General features: G+C 64.1%; 17 protein-coding genes and 1 other RNA gene. 10 read left to right on the top strand and 8 right to left on the bottom strand.

Annotated features, from left to right (window positions below):
• The first annotated feature begins 5 nt into the window (after window positions 1–5).
• The gene (locus tag DX905_RS09810) at window positions 6–776 is read left to right on the top strand and encodes a hypothetical protein (protein WP_240320804.1); all 771 of its coding nucleotides are present in this window, start codon (window positions 6–8) and stop codon (window positions 774–776) included.
• Between the two features lie 35 nt (window positions 777–811).
• Here DX905_RS09810 and DX905_RS16050 read toward each other — a convergent pair whose 3' ends face one another.
• Complete coding sequence (locus DX905_RS16050; protein WP_162875545.1) at window positions 812–973, bottom strand: hypothetical protein; 162 nt, start codon at window positions 971–973, stop codon at window positions 812–814.
• A 246-nt stretch (window positions 974–1,219) separates the two neighbouring features.
• On the opposite strand from DX905_RS16050, the gene DX905_RS09805 reads away from it, so the two are divergent.
• Together DX905_RS09805 and glnA are read left to right on the top strand one after the other, a co-directional pair.
• Window positions 1,220–1,558 (top strand): P-II family nitrogen regulator, encoded by a 339-nt coding sequence (locus tag DX905_RS09805; RefSeq protein WP_116092465.1) that lies wholly within the window; start codon window positions 1,220–1,222, stop codon window positions 1,556–1,558.
• A gap of 144 nt (window positions 1,559–1,702) precedes the next feature.
• The gene (gene glnA / locus DX905_RS09800; protein ID WP_116091183.1) at window positions 1,703–3,115 is read left to right on the top strand and encodes a type I glutamate--ammonia ligase; all 1,413 of its coding nucleotides are present in this window, start codon (window positions 1,703–1,705) and stop codon (window positions 3,113–3,115) included.
• Window positions 3,116–3,250: 135 nt separating this feature from the next.
• Here the strand turns inward: glnA and DX905_RS09795 are convergent, their stop codons facing one another.
• Window positions 3,251–4,108, bottom strand: a complete 858-nt coding sequence (locus DX905_RS09795) for an oxidoreductase (RefSeq protein ID WP_116091182.1) — start codon at window positions 4,106–4,108, stop codon at window positions 3,251–3,253.
• A gap of 168 nt (window positions 4,109–4,276) precedes the next feature.
• On the opposite strand from DX905_RS09795, the gene DX905_RS09790 reads away from it, so the two are divergent.
• A complete protein-coding gene (locus DX905_RS09790) occupies window positions 4,277–5,107 on the top strand; it encodes an alpha/beta fold hydrolase (protein WP_116091181.1) in 831 nt (276 codons plus the stop codon).
• 112 nt (window positions 5,108–5,219) lie between these two features.
• Here the strand turns inward: DX905_RS09790 and DX905_RS09785 are convergent, their stop codons facing one another.
• Window positions 5,220–6,824, bottom strand: coding sequence for a phytoene desaturase family protein (locus tag DX905_RS09785; RefSeq protein WP_116091180.1), 1,605 nt, complete (start codon window positions 6,822–6,824; stop codon window positions 5,220–5,222).
• Between the two features lie 28 nt (window positions 6,825–6,852).
• Between DX905_RS09785 and DX905_RS09780 the strand changes: the two genes are divergently transcribed.
• The 3 genes from DX905_RS09780 (at window position 6,853) to DX905_RS09770 (ending at window position 9,349) form a co-directional block, all read left to right on the top strand.
• Complete coding sequence (locus tag DX905_RS09780; protein ID WP_116091179.1) at window positions 6,853–7,344, top strand: GAF domain-containing protein; 492 nt, start codon at window positions 6,853–6,855, stop codon at window positions 7,342–7,344.
• Window positions 7,345–7,429: 85 nt separating this feature from the next.
• A complete protein-coding gene (locus DX905_RS09775) occupies window positions 7,430–8,575 on the top strand; it encodes a helix-turn-helix transcriptional regulator (protein ID WP_116091178.1) in 1,146 nt (381 codons plus the stop codon).
• A gap of 57 nt (window positions 8,576–8,632) precedes the next feature.
• Window positions 8,633–9,349, top strand: a complete 717-nt coding sequence (locus DX905_RS09770) for a CPBP family intramembrane glutamic endopeptidase, BDIM_20840 family (protein ID WP_116091177.1) — start codon at window positions 8,633–8,635, stop codon at window positions 9,347–9,349.
• A 28-nt stretch (window positions 9,350–9,377) separates the two neighbouring features.
• Here DX905_RS09770 and DX905_RS09765 read toward each other — a convergent pair whose 3' ends face one another.
• From DX905_RS09765 to DX905_RS09750, 4 genes are read right to left on the bottom strand one after another with little or no spacing between them, the layout of a single operon-like run.
• The gene (locus DX905_RS09765) at window positions 9,378–9,905 is read right to left on the bottom strand and encodes an NUDIX hydrolase (RefSeq protein WP_116091176.1); all 528 of its coding nucleotides are present in this window, start codon (window positions 9,903–9,905) and stop codon (window positions 9,378–9,380) included.
• Window positions 9,902–10,567 carry a TPM domain-containing protein gene (locus DX905_RS09760; RefSeq protein ID WP_116091175.1) on the bottom strand — a complete coding sequence of 222 codons (666 nt, stop codon included), beginning with the start codon at window positions 10,565–10,567 and terminating at the stop codon, window positions 9,902–9,904. The genes DX905_RS09765 and DX905_RS09760 overlap by 4 nt, the downstream gene beginning before the upstream one ends.
• Entirely contained in the window at window positions 10,567–11,442 is an 876-nt protein-coding gene (locus DX905_RS09755) for a TPM domain-containing protein (RefSeq protein ID WP_420822142.1), read from the bottom strand. Before DX905_RS09755 ends, DX905_RS09760 begins: the two co-directional genes overlap by 1 nt.
• A 7-nt stretch (window positions 11,443–11,449) precedes the next feature.
• Window positions 11,450–12,046, bottom strand: a complete 597-nt coding sequence (locus DX905_RS09750; RefSeq protein ID WP_116091174.1) for a LemA family protein — start codon at window positions 12,044–12,046, stop codon at window positions 11,450–11,452.
• A gap of 122 nt (window positions 12,047–12,168) precedes the next feature.
• Between DX905_RS09750 and mscL the strand changes: the two genes are divergently transcribed.
• The 3 genes from mscL (at window position 12,169) to DX905_RS16185 (ending at window position 14,031) form a co-directional block, all read left to right on the top strand.
• Window positions 12,169–12,663 (top strand): large conductance mechanosensitive channel protein MscL, encoded by a 495-nt coding sequence (gene mscL / locus DX905_RS09745; RefSeq protein ID WP_116092463.1) that lies wholly within the window; start codon window positions 12,169–12,171, stop codon window positions 12,661–12,663.
• 118 nt (window positions 12,664–12,781) lie between these two features.
• Window positions 12,782–13,121: a transfer-messenger RNA gene (gene ssrA, locus DX905_RS09740) on the top strand.
• 115 nt (window positions 13,122–13,236) lie between these two features.
• Window positions 13,237–14,031 carry a hypothetical protein gene (locus tag DX905_RS16185; protein ID WP_205412237.1) on the top strand — a complete coding sequence of 265 codons (795 nt, stop codon included), beginning with the start codon at window positions 13,237–13,239 and terminating at the stop codon, window positions 14,029–14,031.
• An 87-nt stretch (window positions 14,032–14,118) separates the two neighbouring features.
• Here DX905_RS16185 and pnp read toward each other — a convergent pair whose 3' ends face one another.
• Entirely contained in the window at window positions 14,119–16,503 is a 2,385-nt protein-coding gene (gene pnp, locus DX905_RS09730) for a polyribonucleotide nucleotidyltransferase (RefSeq protein WP_116091173.1), read from the bottom strand.
• Window positions 16,504–16,523 lie beyond the last annotated feature (20 nt).

The following is a 16,523-nucleotide window of genomic DNA, read 5'->3' as shown; positions in this document are numbered from 1 at the left end:
TCGCCATGCCGGTCATCCTCGCCGCCGCGATGGCGCTGCAGGCGCAGGAGCTGCGCCGGATCGCCGCGGCCGATGCGGATCAGGGCGTCGCGTCGGACGGCCGCCACGTCTATGCGATCGACAACCACACCATCGCCAAGATCGACGCCCGGACCGGCCGGCAGGTGGCGCGATGGACGGGCGATCCGGCGCATTTCCGCCATATCAACAGCTGCACGGTCGAGCATGCGACCCTTATCTGCGCCGCGTCCAATTATCCGGACGTGCCGATGGCGAGCATGATCGAGCGCTTCGACGCGCGCGATCTGCATCACCTCGGGACGCAGGATATCGGCCACGGCCAGGGCTCGCTGACCTGGGTGTTACGCCACAAGGGCAGCTGGTGGGCGTGCTTCGCCAATTATGACGGGCATGGCGGTGAGCCGGGCCGCGACCACCGCACTACGACGTTGGTACGCTACGACCCTGAGTGGCATGAACAGGCGCAATGGGCCTTCCCGGAGGCTGTGCTGGGGCGGATGGCGCCAAAAAGCGCGTCGGGCGGCGCGTGGGGCAAAGACGGCCTGCTATACGTCACCGGCCACGATCGCGCGGAAGTCTATGCGCTGCGCGTTCCGGACGAAGGCGGGGTGCTCGAGCTGGTGGCAGTGATCGCCATGCCTACCGGCGGCCAGGCGATCGACTGGGATCGCCAGCGGCCGCGCACGTTATGGTCGATCGAGCGGGCGACTAAGGAGTTGGTGGCTAGCCGGGTCCCGCCGATCCTCCCGCGTTAGACTAGGGCCGCCAGCGCCGCGACGGCGGGCAACCGTCAATTAGGCAAATTGGCCGCGAAACGGTGCGGCCTGCGCTGGTGGAGTGGCAGGCTCGCCAACTGCTGGGCCAGCCGCGCGGCGGCAGCGAATTGTTCGAGGCGCGCCTCCGCACGCTCAGCCGAAAGCTGCAAGATGATCCGTTCGGATTCGATGCTCACCGTGCCCTAACGTATCAAACGCCACAAAGTTCGATTGGGCGTGAGGCACAACCGCGATTCGGGGCGCGGCTAAGCAGGTCCTGTTGCGCCGGCAGCCACTGCTGGAAAAAAGGGCAGATTACCGCGCGCTTGCCGGGTTTACGGGCAAAGTTTCGGCGTTGCAGCATTGATTTCGCGCCGCGCCTTGCGTGCGCTTGGGTGGCACGCTTATTGAAAGCGACAGCCACCGGGACGGGGAGCGTTGACGTGAAGAAGATCGAGGCGATCATCAAGCCGTTCAAGCTCGATGAGGTGAAGGAGGCGCTGCACGAGGTGGGCGTGTCCGGCATCACCGTAACCGAAGCGCGCGGTTTCGGCCGCCAGAAGGGCCATACCGAACTCTATCGCGGCGCCGAATATGTCGTCGACTTCCTGCCGAAGGTAAAGCTGGAGGTCGTTGTCGACGACGCGCTCGCCGAACGCGTGGTCGAGGCGATCCAAAATGCGGCCCAGACGGGACGTATCGGCGACGGCAAGATTTTCGTTACCACCATCGATACGGCGGTCCGCATCCGGACCGGAGAGAGGGACGCCGACGCGGTCTGACGACGCACGCCTCGTTATCCTGACGAAAGTCAGGATCGCGGGAGGTGGGCGTCAAGCCGAATGGGCAATTCACAGAAGACCCCAGCCTCCGCTGGGGTGACGGCTTAAAGAAGTCGCTGCGGCGACGACACGGGGAAGACAGACATGGCGAACAAGGCGTCCGACGTTCTCAAGATGATCAAGGACAAGGAGATCGAGTGGGTCGATCTTCGTTTCACCGATCCCAAGGGCAAGTGGCAGCATCTGACGATGGTCGCGAGTGTTGTCGGTGACGACGAGCTCAACGACGGCTTCATGTTCGACGGCAGCTCGATCGAGGGCTGGAAGACGATCAACGAATCCGACATGATCCTGAAGCCCGATCTGGACGCGGTGTGGATCGATCCCTTCTCGGCCACCCCGATGCTGATCCTGGTGTGCGACATCGTCGAGCCTTCGACCGGCGATCTTTACAGCCGCGATCCGCGTTCCACCGCCAAGCGCGCCGAGGCCTATCTGAAGACGCTGGGTATCGGCGACACGGTCTATGTCGGCCCTGAGGCCGAGTTCTTCATGTTCGACAATGTGCAGTTCGATACCACCTACAATGAGAGCTATTACAAGATCGACGATGTCGAGCTGCCGACCAACACCGGCAAGGAATATGAGCAGGGCAACCTCGCCCACCGGCCGCGCGCCAAGGGCGGCTATTTCCCGGTCGCGCCGGTCGACAGCGCGGTCGACATCCGCGGCGAGATGGTCTCGACCATGCTGGAAATGGGCCTGCCGTGCGACAAGCACCATCACGAGGTGGCCGCCGCCCAGCACGAGCTCGGCCTGACCTTCGGCACGCTCGTAACCACCGCCGACCGCATGCAGATCTATAAGTATGTCGTGTGGCAGGTGGCGCAGGCCTACGGCAAGACCGTCACCTTCATGCCGAAGCCGATCGCCAAGGATAATGGCTCGGGCATGCACACCCACATGTCGATCTGGGACGGCGGCACGCCGTTGTTCGCCGGTAACGGCTATGCCGGCCTGTCCGACATGTGCCTGTATTTCATCGGCGGCGTGATCAAGCATGCCAAGGCGCTGAATGCCTTCACCAACCCGACCACCAACAGCTACAAGCGCCTGGTGCCGGGTTACGAGGCGCCGGTGCTGCTGGCCTATTCGTCGCGCAACCGCTCCGCCTCGTGTCGCATCCCGTACGGCGCGGGCGCCAAGGCCAAGCGCGTCGAGTTCCGCTTCCCCGACGCGATGGCGAACCCTTATTATTGCTATGCCGCGCTACTTATGGCCGGTCTCGATGGGATCGAGAACAAGATCCACCCCGGCGAGGCGATGGACAAGAACCTCTATGACCTGCCGCCGGAGGAGTTGAGCCTGGTGCCGACCGTGTGCGCGTCGCTGCGCGAGGCGCTCGACAGCCTGGCCGCCGACCACGCCTTCCTTCTCAAGGGCGGCGTGTTCACCGAGGACCAGATCGAAAGCTATATGGAGCTCAAGTGGCCGGAAGTCGCCCGCTGGGAGATGACCCCGGCGCCGGTCGAGTTCGATATGTATTATTCGGCCTGATCCTGTCAGATCGAGCGAGCGAGACGCCCGGGGGGAAACCTCCGGGCGTTTTGTTGTGAGCCTTTTCCTTGGTTGCGGCCTGGGTTGCTTCGCTGCGCTCGCGATGACGCTCATAAAGCAATCTCGGTCCAGCCGTTAACCGGCCGCCAACTCGCCTTCAGGATAATCGGTCCCGAGTGCAAGATCCCGCTGGCTTTCGATCGTGGCGAGCCGTTCGCGCAGCGCCTTGGTGACCGCATCATAGCCCCAGGCGCCGAGCACGACATTGCTCGGCGGATCGGCCATCTCGGTCAGCGCGATCATCGCTTCGCCGGCCCGCACCGGATCGCCCGCCTGCGTGCCGCTGACGGCCCTGGTCCCTTCCAGCCTCTTGCCGGCGGTTTCGGCATAATCGGCGATGCGGTTGGGCGTCTGGCGGAGCGAACGGCCGGCCCAATCGGTGCGGAAGGGCCCCGGCTCGACGCAGATAACCTTGATACCGAGCGGTGCCGCTTCCGCGCGTAGCGCATCGGACCAGCCTTCGACCGCGTGCTTGGAGGCCGCGTAATAGCCCGAGCTGGGGAAGCCGACGAGCCCGGCGACCGAGGTGATGTTGAGGATATGGCCGCGATGCTGGCGACGCATCAGCGGCAACACCGCACGCGTCAATGCGAACAGGCCGAACACGTTGACGTCGAACTGCGCGCGTATCTCCGCCTCTTCGCCCTCTTCGATGCTGGATTGGTAACCGTAGCCGGCATTGTTGACGAGCACGTCCACGCGCCCGAAGCGCTCCGTCGCTGCCGCGACGACAGCGTCGATCTGCCCCTGATCGGCGACGTCGAGGGCCAGCGCCAGCGCACGATCGCCATAGGGCTCGGCCAGTTGCGCGACCCGGCTGGCATCGCGCGCGGTGACGACCGCGCCCCAGCCACGGTCGAGCACCAATTTGGCAAGCGCATTGCCGAAGCCGGTCGAACAGCCGGAAATGAACCAGACGGGCGTGTCGCTCATGATCGTTCCTCAGGAATGGAATGTCGCCACAACGCAGCGACGGCGGCGAATGTCCGGCGCGATATGGACTAAAATGCAACCCACCATTGCCCTTTCCGCACTTGGCCGATTCACGCCGGAGTCGCATTGTTGCGCCATCGCAATGAGCCACAGCCCAGGAGATTCGCCATGCCTTTCGTCACCACCGCCGACGGGACCGAATTATTCTACAAGGATTGGGGTCCCAAGGACGCCACGCCGATCTTCTTCCATCACGGTTGGCCGCTGAGCGCGGACGACTGGGACATCCAGATGATGTATTTCCTCGGCAAGGGCTATCGCGTGATCGCCTATGATCGCCGCGGGCACGGCCGCTCGACCCAGACCGACACTGGCAACGAAATGGATACCTATGCCGCCGACGTCGCGGTGGTCACCGACCATCTCGACTTGAAAGGCGCAATCCATGTCGGCCATTCGACCGGCGGCGGCGAGTGCATCCATTATGTCGCGCGCGCCAAGCCGGGGCGCGTCGCCAAGGCGGTGCTGATCGGTGCGGTCCCGCCAATCATGGTCAAGTCGGACAGCAACCCCGGCGGCACCCCGATCGAGGTGTTCGACGACATCCGCCAGCAGACCGCCTTCAACCACGCGCAATTTTATATCGATCTGCCGACCGGGCCTTTCTACAGCTTCAACCGGCCGGGCGCGAAGATCGTCCAGGGCGTGATCGACAATTGGTGGCGCCAAGGAATGATGGGCGGGATCAAGGCGCATGTCGATTGCGTGAAAGCCTTCTCCGAGACCGACTTCACCGAGGATCTGAAATCGGTCGACGTGCCGGTCTTGTTGATGCATGGCACCGATGACCAGATCGTGCCGATCGCGGACGCTGCTTTGATCGGGATCAACCTGCTCAAGCACGGCACGCTCAAGACCTATGAGGGCTTCCCGCACGGCATGGCGACCACCCATGCCGACGTGATTAATCCGGATCTGCTGGCCTTCATCGAAGCCTGAGCTAGGCTCTCAATCGTCACCCCGGATTTGTTCCGGGGTACACCACGCAGCAAGCGTATCGCTCGTGGGCGGGTGGGTGCCGGAACAAGTCCGGCATGACGGTTGCGGGAGCTCAAGCCCGCCTGAACATCCGCCCCAGAATTGATCGATCCTGCAGGATCGCCTTGGCAGCATTATGCCCCGGCGCGCCGGTGACGCCGCCGCCGGGGTGCGTGCCTGCACCGCACATGTAGAGCCCGGCGATCGGCCCGCGATAGGCGGCGTTGCCGAGAATGGGCCGCGCCGACCACAATTGATCGAGCGACATCGCGCCGTGCATGATGTCGCCGCCCATGAGCCCAAAGGTCCGCTCCAGATCGAGCGGCGACAATATCTGCCGGCCGAGCACGCTGTTGGTGAAACCCGGCGCCCATTGCTCGACCGTGGCGATGATCAGATTGGCGGCGGCTTCGCGCTCGTCGTCCCAGGAGCGGCCGTCGGGCAGGACCGGCGCAAACTGCTGGCAGAACAGGCTGGCGACATGCTGACCCTTGGGTGCGAGGCTGTCGTCGACGGTCGACGGGATAAGCATCTCCACGATCGGCGCCTTCGACATGCCGGTGGCGCGCGCATCGGTGAAGGCGCGATCCATATAATCCAGCGTCGGCGCGAGGATGATGCCGGACTTGAGATGATCTCCCGGCTCCGGCTTGGCGGTAAAGCGCGGCAATTCGCTCAGCGCGACGTTCATGCGAAATGTGCCCGAGCCCACCTTGAAGCCCTTTACCCGCCGTGCGAAATCGGGATCGAGGTCCGCCGGGTCGATCAGCCGGTCGTAAAGCAGGCGCGGCCCGACATTTGCGGCGACGATTGCAGCGCGATGTTCGCTGCCATACTCGAGCCGCGCACCGACTGCCTTGCCCTGCTCGACCAGCACGCGCGCCACCGGCGCGCCGGTAAGGATTTCGACCCCCTGTTCCTCGCACGCCTGGCGCATCGCTTGCGTGATCGCGCCCATGCCCCCGACCGCATGGCCCCATGCCCCCTTGACGCCGTTGACCTCGCCAAAGACGTGGTGGAGCAGGACGTACGCTGAGCCCGGCGTGTCGGGGCTGGCATAATTGCCGACGACCGCATCGAAACCGAAACCCGCCTTGACCGCGTCGCTTTCGAACCAGCCATCGAGGAAAGCGCGTGCAGACTTGGTGAAGAGGTCGAGCACGTCGCGCTGCTTCTCGATCGGCATGCGCGCCAGCCGCCCGCCCTGCTTGGCGGCGGCCAACAAGGCCGCGGGGCCGCCGCCGGCATTGGGCGGAATCTGGAGCGCAAGGTCGCGCAGCACGTCGGCGACGCCGTCGAGCATCGCATAATAAGCCGGCAGCGCGCGCGCATCGGCTTCTGAGAATTTGGCGAATTCGGCCTGGGTCTTCTCAAGCCCGCCGCCCACCAGCAGGTACCGCCCGTCGGGCTGCGGCAGGAAATTGGAGAAGGGCCGGTCGAGGATACGCAAGCCACGTTGGTGCAGCGCCATATCGTTGATGACCCTGGGCTGCAGCAGACTGACCGTGTAGCTCGCGACCGAATTGCGGAAGCCGGGATAAAACTCCTCCGTCACCGCCGCGCCGCCGACGACACCGCGCCGCTCGAGCATCCGCACCTTGAGCCCCGCTTTGGCGAGGTAGAAAGCACAGGTCAGCCCATTGTGGCCGGCGCCCACGATCAATACGTCAGGCTTCACACAAGCTCCGTTCCTCGAGGATCAATCCGTGTATCAATTCGACATCGCCGCCGGAAGCAAGGCCGAGCTGTACCGCGACCTGGCGAGCGCGCTCGACGGGCTTACTGCGGATGAGCCCGATGCCATAGCCAACATGGCGAATGCCGCGGCGTTGCTGTGGGAATATCTTCCCGATCTCAATTGGGCCGGCTTTTATCGCAATGTCGGCGGCGAGCTCGTGCTCGGGCCGTTCCAGGGCAAGGCTGCCTGTATTCGCATCGCCTTTGGCAGCGGCGTGTGCGGTACGGCGGCGGCAACCCGCGAAAGCCAGCTGGTCGAGGATGTGCACGCTTTCCCAGGGCACATCGCCTGCGATGCGGCATCGGCGTCCGAACTGGTGGTTCCGATCGTTGTGAATGGCGAATTGCTCGGCGTCCTCGATCTCGACAGCCCCAACGTCGCCCGCTTCGATGCCGAGGACCAGGCGGGCTGCGAGACACTTGTCGCACTGCTGGCGCTGCGCCTGCTGGGCAACTGTTAGCGGCAGCGCTTGCGGGAAGATTCATCGCCGAAAAACGTGCATCGTGACGATGGTTTGTCGCGGACGGGTGAGCTAGCCTGCCCTGATGGGCGTGGCACAATTCGACTTTGCCATTCGCATTTTCGCGATAGCGACACTCCTGCTGCTCGCCTGGCTGCTGTTCCGGCAGCGGCACGAAATCGGCATGCCGGCATGGCTATTCCTACCGCTGGCAGTCTGCCTCTCCGGCTTCCTGATCGGAAATACGCCCTTGGACGCACTGCGCCCCACGGGCCCAGCCGGCGCGGTTCCGCATTTCGCCAGCGGCTTCGCGGTCGTCTTTCTGTGGTGGTTCTGCCTTTCCTGCTTCGACCGCAGCTTCAGACCCAAAGGCGGAGTGCTGACTGTGGGGTGCGTATGGGCGCTGTTAGCAAGTGCCGACCGCGGGCTTATTGGCTCCGCAGCAGCCGATAGCGGCCTGTCCTATGTGCTTATCGCCCTGGGGTTCGGCATCGTCGGCCATCTCATCTGGCGACTGGCCGCAGAACGTCAGGGCGACCTGGTCCAGCGACGCCACGATGCGCGGATGATGGTCGCGGTCCTGCTCGGCGGCCAGCTTCTGGTGGATCTGTCGGTCGATGCGCTGTTCGGCGTTGCATGGCGCCCGCTCGCTTTCTCTATGGCGCAGAACATCGCGATTTTGGGTTTCCGCCTGTGGTTGGCGGGCAAGCTGCTGGACGTCAGGACAGACGTGCTCTCCTTCGGGCTAGCACGGGTCGCCAAGCTAGCACCGTCCTCTTCCCCAATCGACCAGGGCGTTGATCGCGCAGATGGCGCGCTACATGGACGGCTATCGGCGCTTATCGAGACCCGGCGCGTCTTTCTCGATCCTGACCTGACATTCGGGCGGTTCGTGGAACAGATGGAGGCGCCGGAGCGCAACGTGCGCAAGCTCGTGAACCACGAGCTCGGATTCGATCATTTTCGTACTTTCCTGAACCATTATCGGATGATCGAAGCGCGTCGCTTATTAGCCAACCCGCACCGATCCGCCGACAAGCTGATCACAATCGCGCTGGACAGCGGATTCGCGTCGCTTCCCAGCTTCAACCGCGTCTTCCGTGCCATCGAAGGCTGCACCCCGAGCGAATATCGAGACGCCCTGCGGGATCGATTGCCACCCGCTACGTCCCGGAAACCGGCCGATGGGGTGTCGGTGCCCGGTTTCAAGAAACGATCGGCCGTGTTTTGAGAAGCGTACACACGCTTCGCCGGTAAATCCACGATCTCTCGGTGCGGGGAGATTATAGTGAACGGACTTATCGGGCTGTGTGGAACTTTGGTGCTTCTCGTGGGGCTGGGAGGGCTGATCGGCGCCGCAACCCGCAAACGCTTCTTCCCGCGATGGCTGCTGATCGCGGCGCTGCTGGTGGCGATCAACGATGCCTTACTCACACGCGGATATGGGATGTTGCCAGATCTGCTTCCGGGTGCCGACTGGAACTGGCAAGGCAAGATCTTGGCACTGGCGTCGACGCTGGGCATCGCAGCTCTACCTGCCTTCGGCTGGAGCTCTGTGGGCCTGAGGCTGGCACGGGAACCAGGAAGCCTGAAGGCATCGATCCCGGTCGCGCTTCTCTACTGTGCCTTTTTCGTCGGCTTGGCACTGGCGTTTCCTGGCAGCAGGGCGAGCGGCGAGGAAATTGCCTTCCAGCTGACCATGCCGGGGCTCGAGGAAGAGCCGTTCTACCGTGGTATCCTGTTATTCGCGCTCGATCGCGCGTTTGCCGGCCGGGTGCGTTTCCTGGGCGTCGATTGGGGATGGGGCGCCGTGCTGTCATGCCTGCTGTTCGGCTTGGCCCATGCGTTCGGCTTTTCGGGCGGGCACTTCGTGTTCGACCCGGTGACGATGGGGCTGACGGCGCTGCCGTCGTTCATCGCCGTTTGGCTGCGGCTGCGCACCGGCAGTGTGCTGCTTCCGATCCTCATGCACAATTTCGGCAATTCGATATCGCTGATGATTTAGCGTGGTCGGCGTCAGTAGAAAACTCCACCTAGTCGAGCATTCCACCGCCCAGAAGGACCAGCAATTTCACGTCGATGAACATGCCCTGCGCGCGCTTGGCGGCCACAAAGGCCGGCACCTGCGGCAGCGGCACGCGATGGACGGTGATGTTCTCGCCGGGTTCGCCGCCGCCCTCGCCGGCCTTGGTCAGCCCGGTTGCGCGCACCAAGCTGAAGGTTTCCGACACCATGCCCGGCGACGAGGCAAAGCGTCCGATGATCTCGATCCTTTCCGGGCGATAGCCGGTCTCTTCTTCCAGTTCGCGCGATGCCGCGAGTTCGATCTCCTCGCCCTCCTCCTTGTCGCCGACAAGGCCGGCCGGAAGCTCCAGGCAGGGTCCGCCGAGGGGAACGCGATATTGCTCGACCAGCAACACGTCGCCGTCGACTACCGCGAGGATCACCGCCGCGTGGATGCCGCGCGTGCGGCCGACATATTCCCACGTTCCCCACCTGCGGGCGGTGATATATTTCCCCTGCCAGACGATCTCCGGCACGCCGGATTGCGGGCTGCTCACAGCTCGATCAGTCGATCGGGCATCTCGTTGGGGTCGGTGCCGGTATAAGGGAAGTGCTGCGCCAGCACGGCGCCGATCCGCTCGACCGCTGCGGCCATGCCGTCGCCCGGACGGTTGTCGCGCATGGCCTCCACCAGGGCGGTCATGGCCTCGCCCCAGACCTCCTGCGGTGCCTTGGCGTGGATCGCCGCGTCCGCGACGATCTCGGCGCGGCGCTCGGCCAGGCTCAGATAGAGTAAGACGCCTGTCTTGCTGAGCGTGCGCTGCTCGGTCCCGGCACGGAACAGCATGAGCGCCCGAGCGCGCACGCGGCGCTCCTTGGTCCCGCCCGGCGTCAGCGCCATACGGACGGCCGGGAGGCCGATCACGAACCGTGCGATCAGGAACAGGATGATGCACTTCACCACCAGCAGGCTCAGCAGCAATCGCAGCGACGGTGCCTCCCACCCCGTCAAGGGTGCGAGCGTCCAGAGCAAAAGGTTCGGCCAGGCGGCACTGATCGCAAGCGGGAACAGACCGGCGATCAACGCCCATTGCAGGACGATGTCGGTGTAGCTGTCCGACGAAGGCGCGACGATCGTGCTGATCTCGCCATCGGTGCCGGCCTCCGCCGCGCGAATTGCGGTCGCCACCTTGGCGCTGTCGTCAGGATCGAGACGCATCACCAACTCCCCGATGCACCGCCGCCGCCGAAGCTGCCGCCCCCGCCGCCGGTGAACCCGCCGCCACCCCAGCCGCCACCGCCGCCGCCGCTGTCGCCGCCACCCCAGGAGGAGCCGCCCCACGACGAACCGCTACTCCGGCTGCTGTTGGCGATCTCGCTCGCCGCCCACAGCCATACCGGCCAGTTGCTGCCGCCGCCGCGCGCGTAGCGCCGCCCGCCACGTCGGCCGAGATGCGACAGCAGGATGAAGCCGATGATGACGAACCAGATGATCGCACCGAAGGGAATGTGGCTGTTGCTACGCCGTGCAGAGTGCGCCTTGTCATATTCGGCTACGGCGGCAGCCGCCCGCGCCTTTGCCTGGTCATCCGGCAGGCTGAGCTGCTGAATGAGCGCATCGGCGCCCGCATCGATGGCGCCCGGCACATCGCCGGCCTTGAGCAACGGCATCATCCGGGTGTTGATGATCACGCTGGAAAGCGCATCGGTGACGACGCCTTCGAGGCCATCGCCGACTTCGATCCGTGGACCACGGTGCCCGGGTTGCTCGTTGGGGGCGATGAAAAGAATAATGCCGTTGTCGGCCCCCTTCAGGCCGACGCCCCAGGCACGCCCGAGCCTGTAGCCGTAATCGGCAAGTTCATATCCCTGCAGATCGGGAATTGTCGCCACAACCAGCTGATGGTTGGTTTGCTGTTGTAACGCCTCAAGCTTCGCTTCCAGGGCAGCCTTACGGTCAGCCGGCAGGACATTGGCCGCATCGACGACCAGGCCGGTAAATTTGGGGAAGGTCTGAGCCTGGGCCGCCGATGGCAGCAGCACGAGCACAAGCAACGCGAGCAGCGCCCGCCATTGCCTGCAAATGCCAAGCACGCTCACCTCAGAAGTTCACCGTCGGCGCGGCCTGCGCGTTGGGGGCGGTGGCCTGGAACGTCGCCATCGGCTTGGCACCATAGAAGACCTTGGCACCAACCGAATTGGGGAAGGTGCGGATCAGCGTGTTATAGCTCTGCACCGACGCATTGTAGTCGCGCCGGGCGATCGTGATGCGGTTCTCGGTGCCTTCCAGCTGCGATTGCAGCGCGAGGAAGTTGGCGTTCGACTTCAGGTCCGGATAATTTTCCGTAACCGAGAGCAGGCGGCCGAGCGCCTGCGACAGCTGGCCCTGCGCGGCGCCGAACTGCTGTAGCTTGCCGGGATCCTGAAGATCGTTGGCGCTGACCTGGATCGAGGTCGCGCGGGCGCGCGCTTCGGTCACGCCGACGAGCACACTCGATTCCTGCTTGGCATAACCCTTCACCGTGTTGACCAAATTCGGCACGAGATCGGCACGGCGCTGATATTCGTTCTGGACGTCGGCCCAGCGCGCCTTGGCGGCTTCTTCGGCGGTCGGGATCGAGTTGAGCCCGCAGCCGCTCAACGCCAGCGCGGCGACCGGAGCGAGTAGAGCGGGGGCAAAACGGTTCAGGCGGGACATAGCGGACCTCCGTCGGGGATCGACGAGCGGCGTTTTAGTGCGGCAATACACGTTGCGCAATCGGGCTTGATCATGACCCGCTGCAAGCGCCTAATCGGCTTTCCAAGACGATGGAGGGTTCGATGTTGAGGGAGTTCCGGGCGTTCATCGCCCGCGGCAACGTGCTCGATCTGGCGGTTGCCGTGATCATCGGCGCCGCATTCGGCAAGATCGTCACCAGCCTGACCGATGACATCATCATGCCGGTCATCGGCAAATTGTCTGGCGGGCTCGATTTCTCCAGCCATTTCGTACGACTCGGCGCGGTGCCGGCGGACTATAAGGGTTCGCTCACCTCCTATGCCGACCTGAAAAAGGCGGGCGTGCCGCTGATCGGCTATGGCGAGTTCCTGACCCAGGTGGTCGATTTCCTGATCGTCGCCTTCATCATCTTTCTGATCGTGCGTGGCCTGACGCGGGCGATCACGGCGCTTGAGAAGGAGAAAGCCGCCGCGCCGGCCCCGGCTAACCCCGCCGAGGTCATCCTGCTGCGCGAGATCCGGGATGCGCTGAAGGGGGGCACGCCGCCTGCGGCGCCGACACGCGGGGCCGGATCGCTGCCACTCGAGGGCGAATAAGCCCCGCCGTTTACCGAGATGCCAGCGCCGGCTGGCATCTCGGGAGGGGGAAGGGCGCCCCACGTTGCGAGACCCAGCTTTCGCTGGTGTGATGGTAGCTAAGGGAGGCGCCGCATGCCCCCTTTAATGGCGTCTGCATTACGCCTATATCAGGGGTGCCGGGTCGCCCGGCTATGGTGATAAAGTGCATAGTGTTTGGCGCAGCGGACCCGGGGGCAGTACCCGGCGGCTCCACCAAGAACGGCTCTTCGGAGCCGGTCCTGACGGGGCCGAACTAGGATCGACGTGTGTACGGATATTATGTTTTTGCCCGGCGTGATTGAGCCGTAAAACCGATCAAAACCACAAGTGCCAACGATAACGAGGCGCTCGCGATTGCTGCGTAATTGAGGCCTAACGGCTAAGATTACAAAGCTTGAACGCGGTTCGGGCCGAACCGGGCAACAGAATCGGATTCCGGCGGTACGGGGAGCACCGAGCAACAGAAGCTCCCCACTTATCCCCTACCTTCCGCTGATTGCGCGATCATCGCTGCGCGTGCACATCCGTCTCGACAACGGAGCGGAGAGAAAGATGATCGCGACGCGCCTGCTGCCCGCCTGTCTTCTAGCGGTCGCATCGCCGCTCGCCGCACAGACCGCGCCACTCGCCCCCGACTGGGCTTATCCCGATACCCCCACCCATCATCAGGTTGCGCCACCACCGGATTTCCATCGCCCGCCAACCACGGAGCACAGGCCGATCGGCGCCTTTACCGGTCAGACCGATGTCGGCAGTGCGGTCGTGCGGGGTTCTTCCAGTTATGACCCCGCCACGCGAACCTATCGGATCACGTCGGCCGGCTACAATGTCTGGTACACGCGCGACGAGTTCCGTTACCTGTGGAAACAGATGGCGGGCGATGTCAGCCTCGCCGCCGACATCGCCTATCCGGACCCCAATGGCTATGGCGACCGCAAGGCGGTCCTCGTCATCCGCCAAAGCCTCGATGATGACAGCCCGGAGGCGCTGGTTGCGCTCCACGGCGCAGGCATGATTCACCTCGCCTATCGCGGCGCGCCCGGCATCCGCATCAAGGACATGGAATATCGCATCGGCTCGCGCGGCGGCCTGCCCGGCGGCAAATCGCCCGACAGCCTTGTGCCCGCCATCGCCAAACGCATCGGGATCGAGAAGAAGGGCGATAGCTTCCAGCTGTTCGTCAGCCTGCTGGGCGAGCCGATGCATGCCTGGGGACCGCCGATCACGCTCCACCTGAACGGGCCGTTCTATGTCGGTATCGGCTTCTGCTCGCACCTGCCCGACAAGCTCGACACGGCATTGCTCAGCAATGTCGTAGTCGAGAATCGGGCGGGGCGGGTGCGGTAAGCTTGATCATCGTTCCCCGAGGGGAACGGTTGATACAAAAAGGGCGCCCCGAGAGGCGCCCTTTCCGTTTCAGCGTTGAACTGAAGATCAGTCGTCGGTGCGGGTAAGGAAGGCGGGCGCGAATTCAGGCGCGGGGCCTTCATCATTGCCGCCTTCGGTGCGGGCAGGACGCGGACCGCGATCGCCACGGCCTTCGCCACGATTCTCGCCGCCACCTTCGCGACGCGGACCACGATCGCCGCCTTCGCGACGAGGGCCGCGATCACGATCGCCATCCCGACGCGGGCCACGGTCGCCACGGCCTTCGCCGTCACGGCGCGGGCCACGATCGCTGCGCTCCGGACGATCCCCGGCTTCGCGCGGAGGACGCGTGTCCTCCAGCTCGGCACCGGTTTCCTGATCGACTACACGCATCGACAGGCGAACCTTGCCGCGCGGATCGATCTCGAGGACCTTGACCTTCACTTCCTGGCCTTCCGTCAGGACGTCGGAGACCTTGGCAACCCGCTCATTCTTGATCTCGGAAATGTGAACCAGGCCGTCCTTGCCGCCCATGAAGTTCACGAACGCGCCGAAATCGACCATATTCACGACCTTGCCGTTGTAGATCTTGCCTACTTCGGCTTCCTGCGTGATGCCTTCGATCCACTTGCGCGCGGCCTCGATCTGCGCCGGATCCGACGACGAGATCTTGACGGTGCCGTCATCCTCGATGTCGACCTTGGCGCCGGTGGTGGCGACAATCTCGCGGATCACCTTGCCGCCGGTGCCGATCACTTCACGGATCTTGTCCTTGGGCACCTGCATCGTTTCGATGCGCGGTGCGTGGGCGGACAATTCGGTGCGTGTGCTGTCGAGGGCCTTGGCCATCTCGCCGAGAATGTGGGCACGGCCCTCATTCGCCTGCGCGAGCGCGACCTTCATGATCTCCTCGGTGATGCCGGCGACCTTGATGTCCATCTGCAGGCTGGTGATGCCTTCGGACGTGCCCGCGACCTTGAAGTCCATGTCGCCGAGGTGATCCTCGTCGCCAAGAATGTCCGACAGGATCGCGAACTTCTTGCCTTCCAGGATCAGGCCCATGGCAATGCCAGAGACCGGACGCTTGAGCGGAACGCCCGCGTCCATCATGGCCAACGAACCACCGCAGACCGTCGCCATCGACGAGGAGCCGTTGCTCTCGGTGATGTCGGACAATACGCGGATCGTATAGGGGAATTCCTCGACGCTCGGCAGCACGGGGTGCAGCGCACGCCATGCCAGCTTGCCGTGGCCGACTTCGCGGCGGCCCGGCGCGCCGAAGCGGCCGACCTCGCCCACCGAATAAGGCGGGAAGTTGTAGTGGAGCAGGAAGCGCTCATACGACAGGCCGGTCAGCCCATCGATCATCTGCTCGCTTTCCTTGGTGCCCAGGGTGGTCGAGCAGATCGCCTGCGTCTCGCCGCGGGTGAACAGAGCCGAACCGTGCGTGCGCGGCAGGAAGTGGACCATCGCCTCGATCGGACGAACCGTCTTGGTGTCGCGGCCGTCGATGCGGACGCCCTCATTGAGGATCTGGCCGCGAACGATCTCGGCCTCGACCTTCTTGCCGAGCTTGGCGACCTTGAGCTTCGTCGCGCTGTCCGCGTCGGCGAAGGCTTCCTTCAGCGGCGCCTTGGCTTCGGCAATGGCGGCAACGCGCTCGGCCTTGGTCGTGATCTTATAGGCGGCGGCAATGCCGGCGCCGATCGTGTCGTGGACCTGCTTCTTGAGCGCGCTGTCGTCGCTCTGGGTCAGTTCCCACGGATCCTTGGCAGCCTTTTCGGCGAGATCGATGATCGCGTTGACGACCTTCTTCGACGCATCGTGCGCGAACACGACGGCGCCGAGCATGACCTCTTCCGAAAGCTCCTTGGCTTCGGATTCAACCATCATCACGGCGTTGCCGGTGGCGGCGACGACGAGGTCGAGGTCGCCCGACTTGATCTGGTCGAGCGTCGGATTGAGGATATATTCGCCGTCGATGTAACCGACGCGGGCCGCGCCGATCGGGCCCATGAAGGGCACGCCGGAGATGGTGAGCGCGGCAGAGGCGGCGACGATCGCGAGAATGTCGGGCTCGTTCTCGCCGTCATAGCTCAGCACCTGAGCGATGACGTTGATCTCGTTGTAGAAGCCTTCCGGGAACAGCGGTCGGATCGGGCGATCGATCAGACGCGAGGTGAGCGTCTCTTTCTCGGTCGCGCCGCGTTCGCGCTTGAAGAAACCGCCGGGGATGCGTCCCGCGGCCGAATATTTCTCCTGATAGTGAACGGTGAGCGGGAAGAAGTCCTGCCCTTCCTTGACCGAGCGGGCGGCGGTGACCGCGCACAACACGACCGTTTCGCCGAGCGTCGCGATGACCGCACCGTCAGCCTGGCGGGCGACGCGCCCCGTTTCGAGGGTCAGCGTCTTGCCGCCCCACTCGATTTCCGTCTTCTTGATATCGAACATGTGTTTTCCTTCACACCGGC

The sequence above is a fragment of the Sphingomonas crusticola genome, assembly GCF_003391115.1.
GTDB lineage: Bacteria > Pseudomonadota > Alphaproteobacteria > Sphingomonadales > Sphingomonadaceae > Sphingomonas_I > Sphingomonas_I crusticola.
This window is presented reverse-complemented; position numbering and strand designations above follow the sequence as displayed.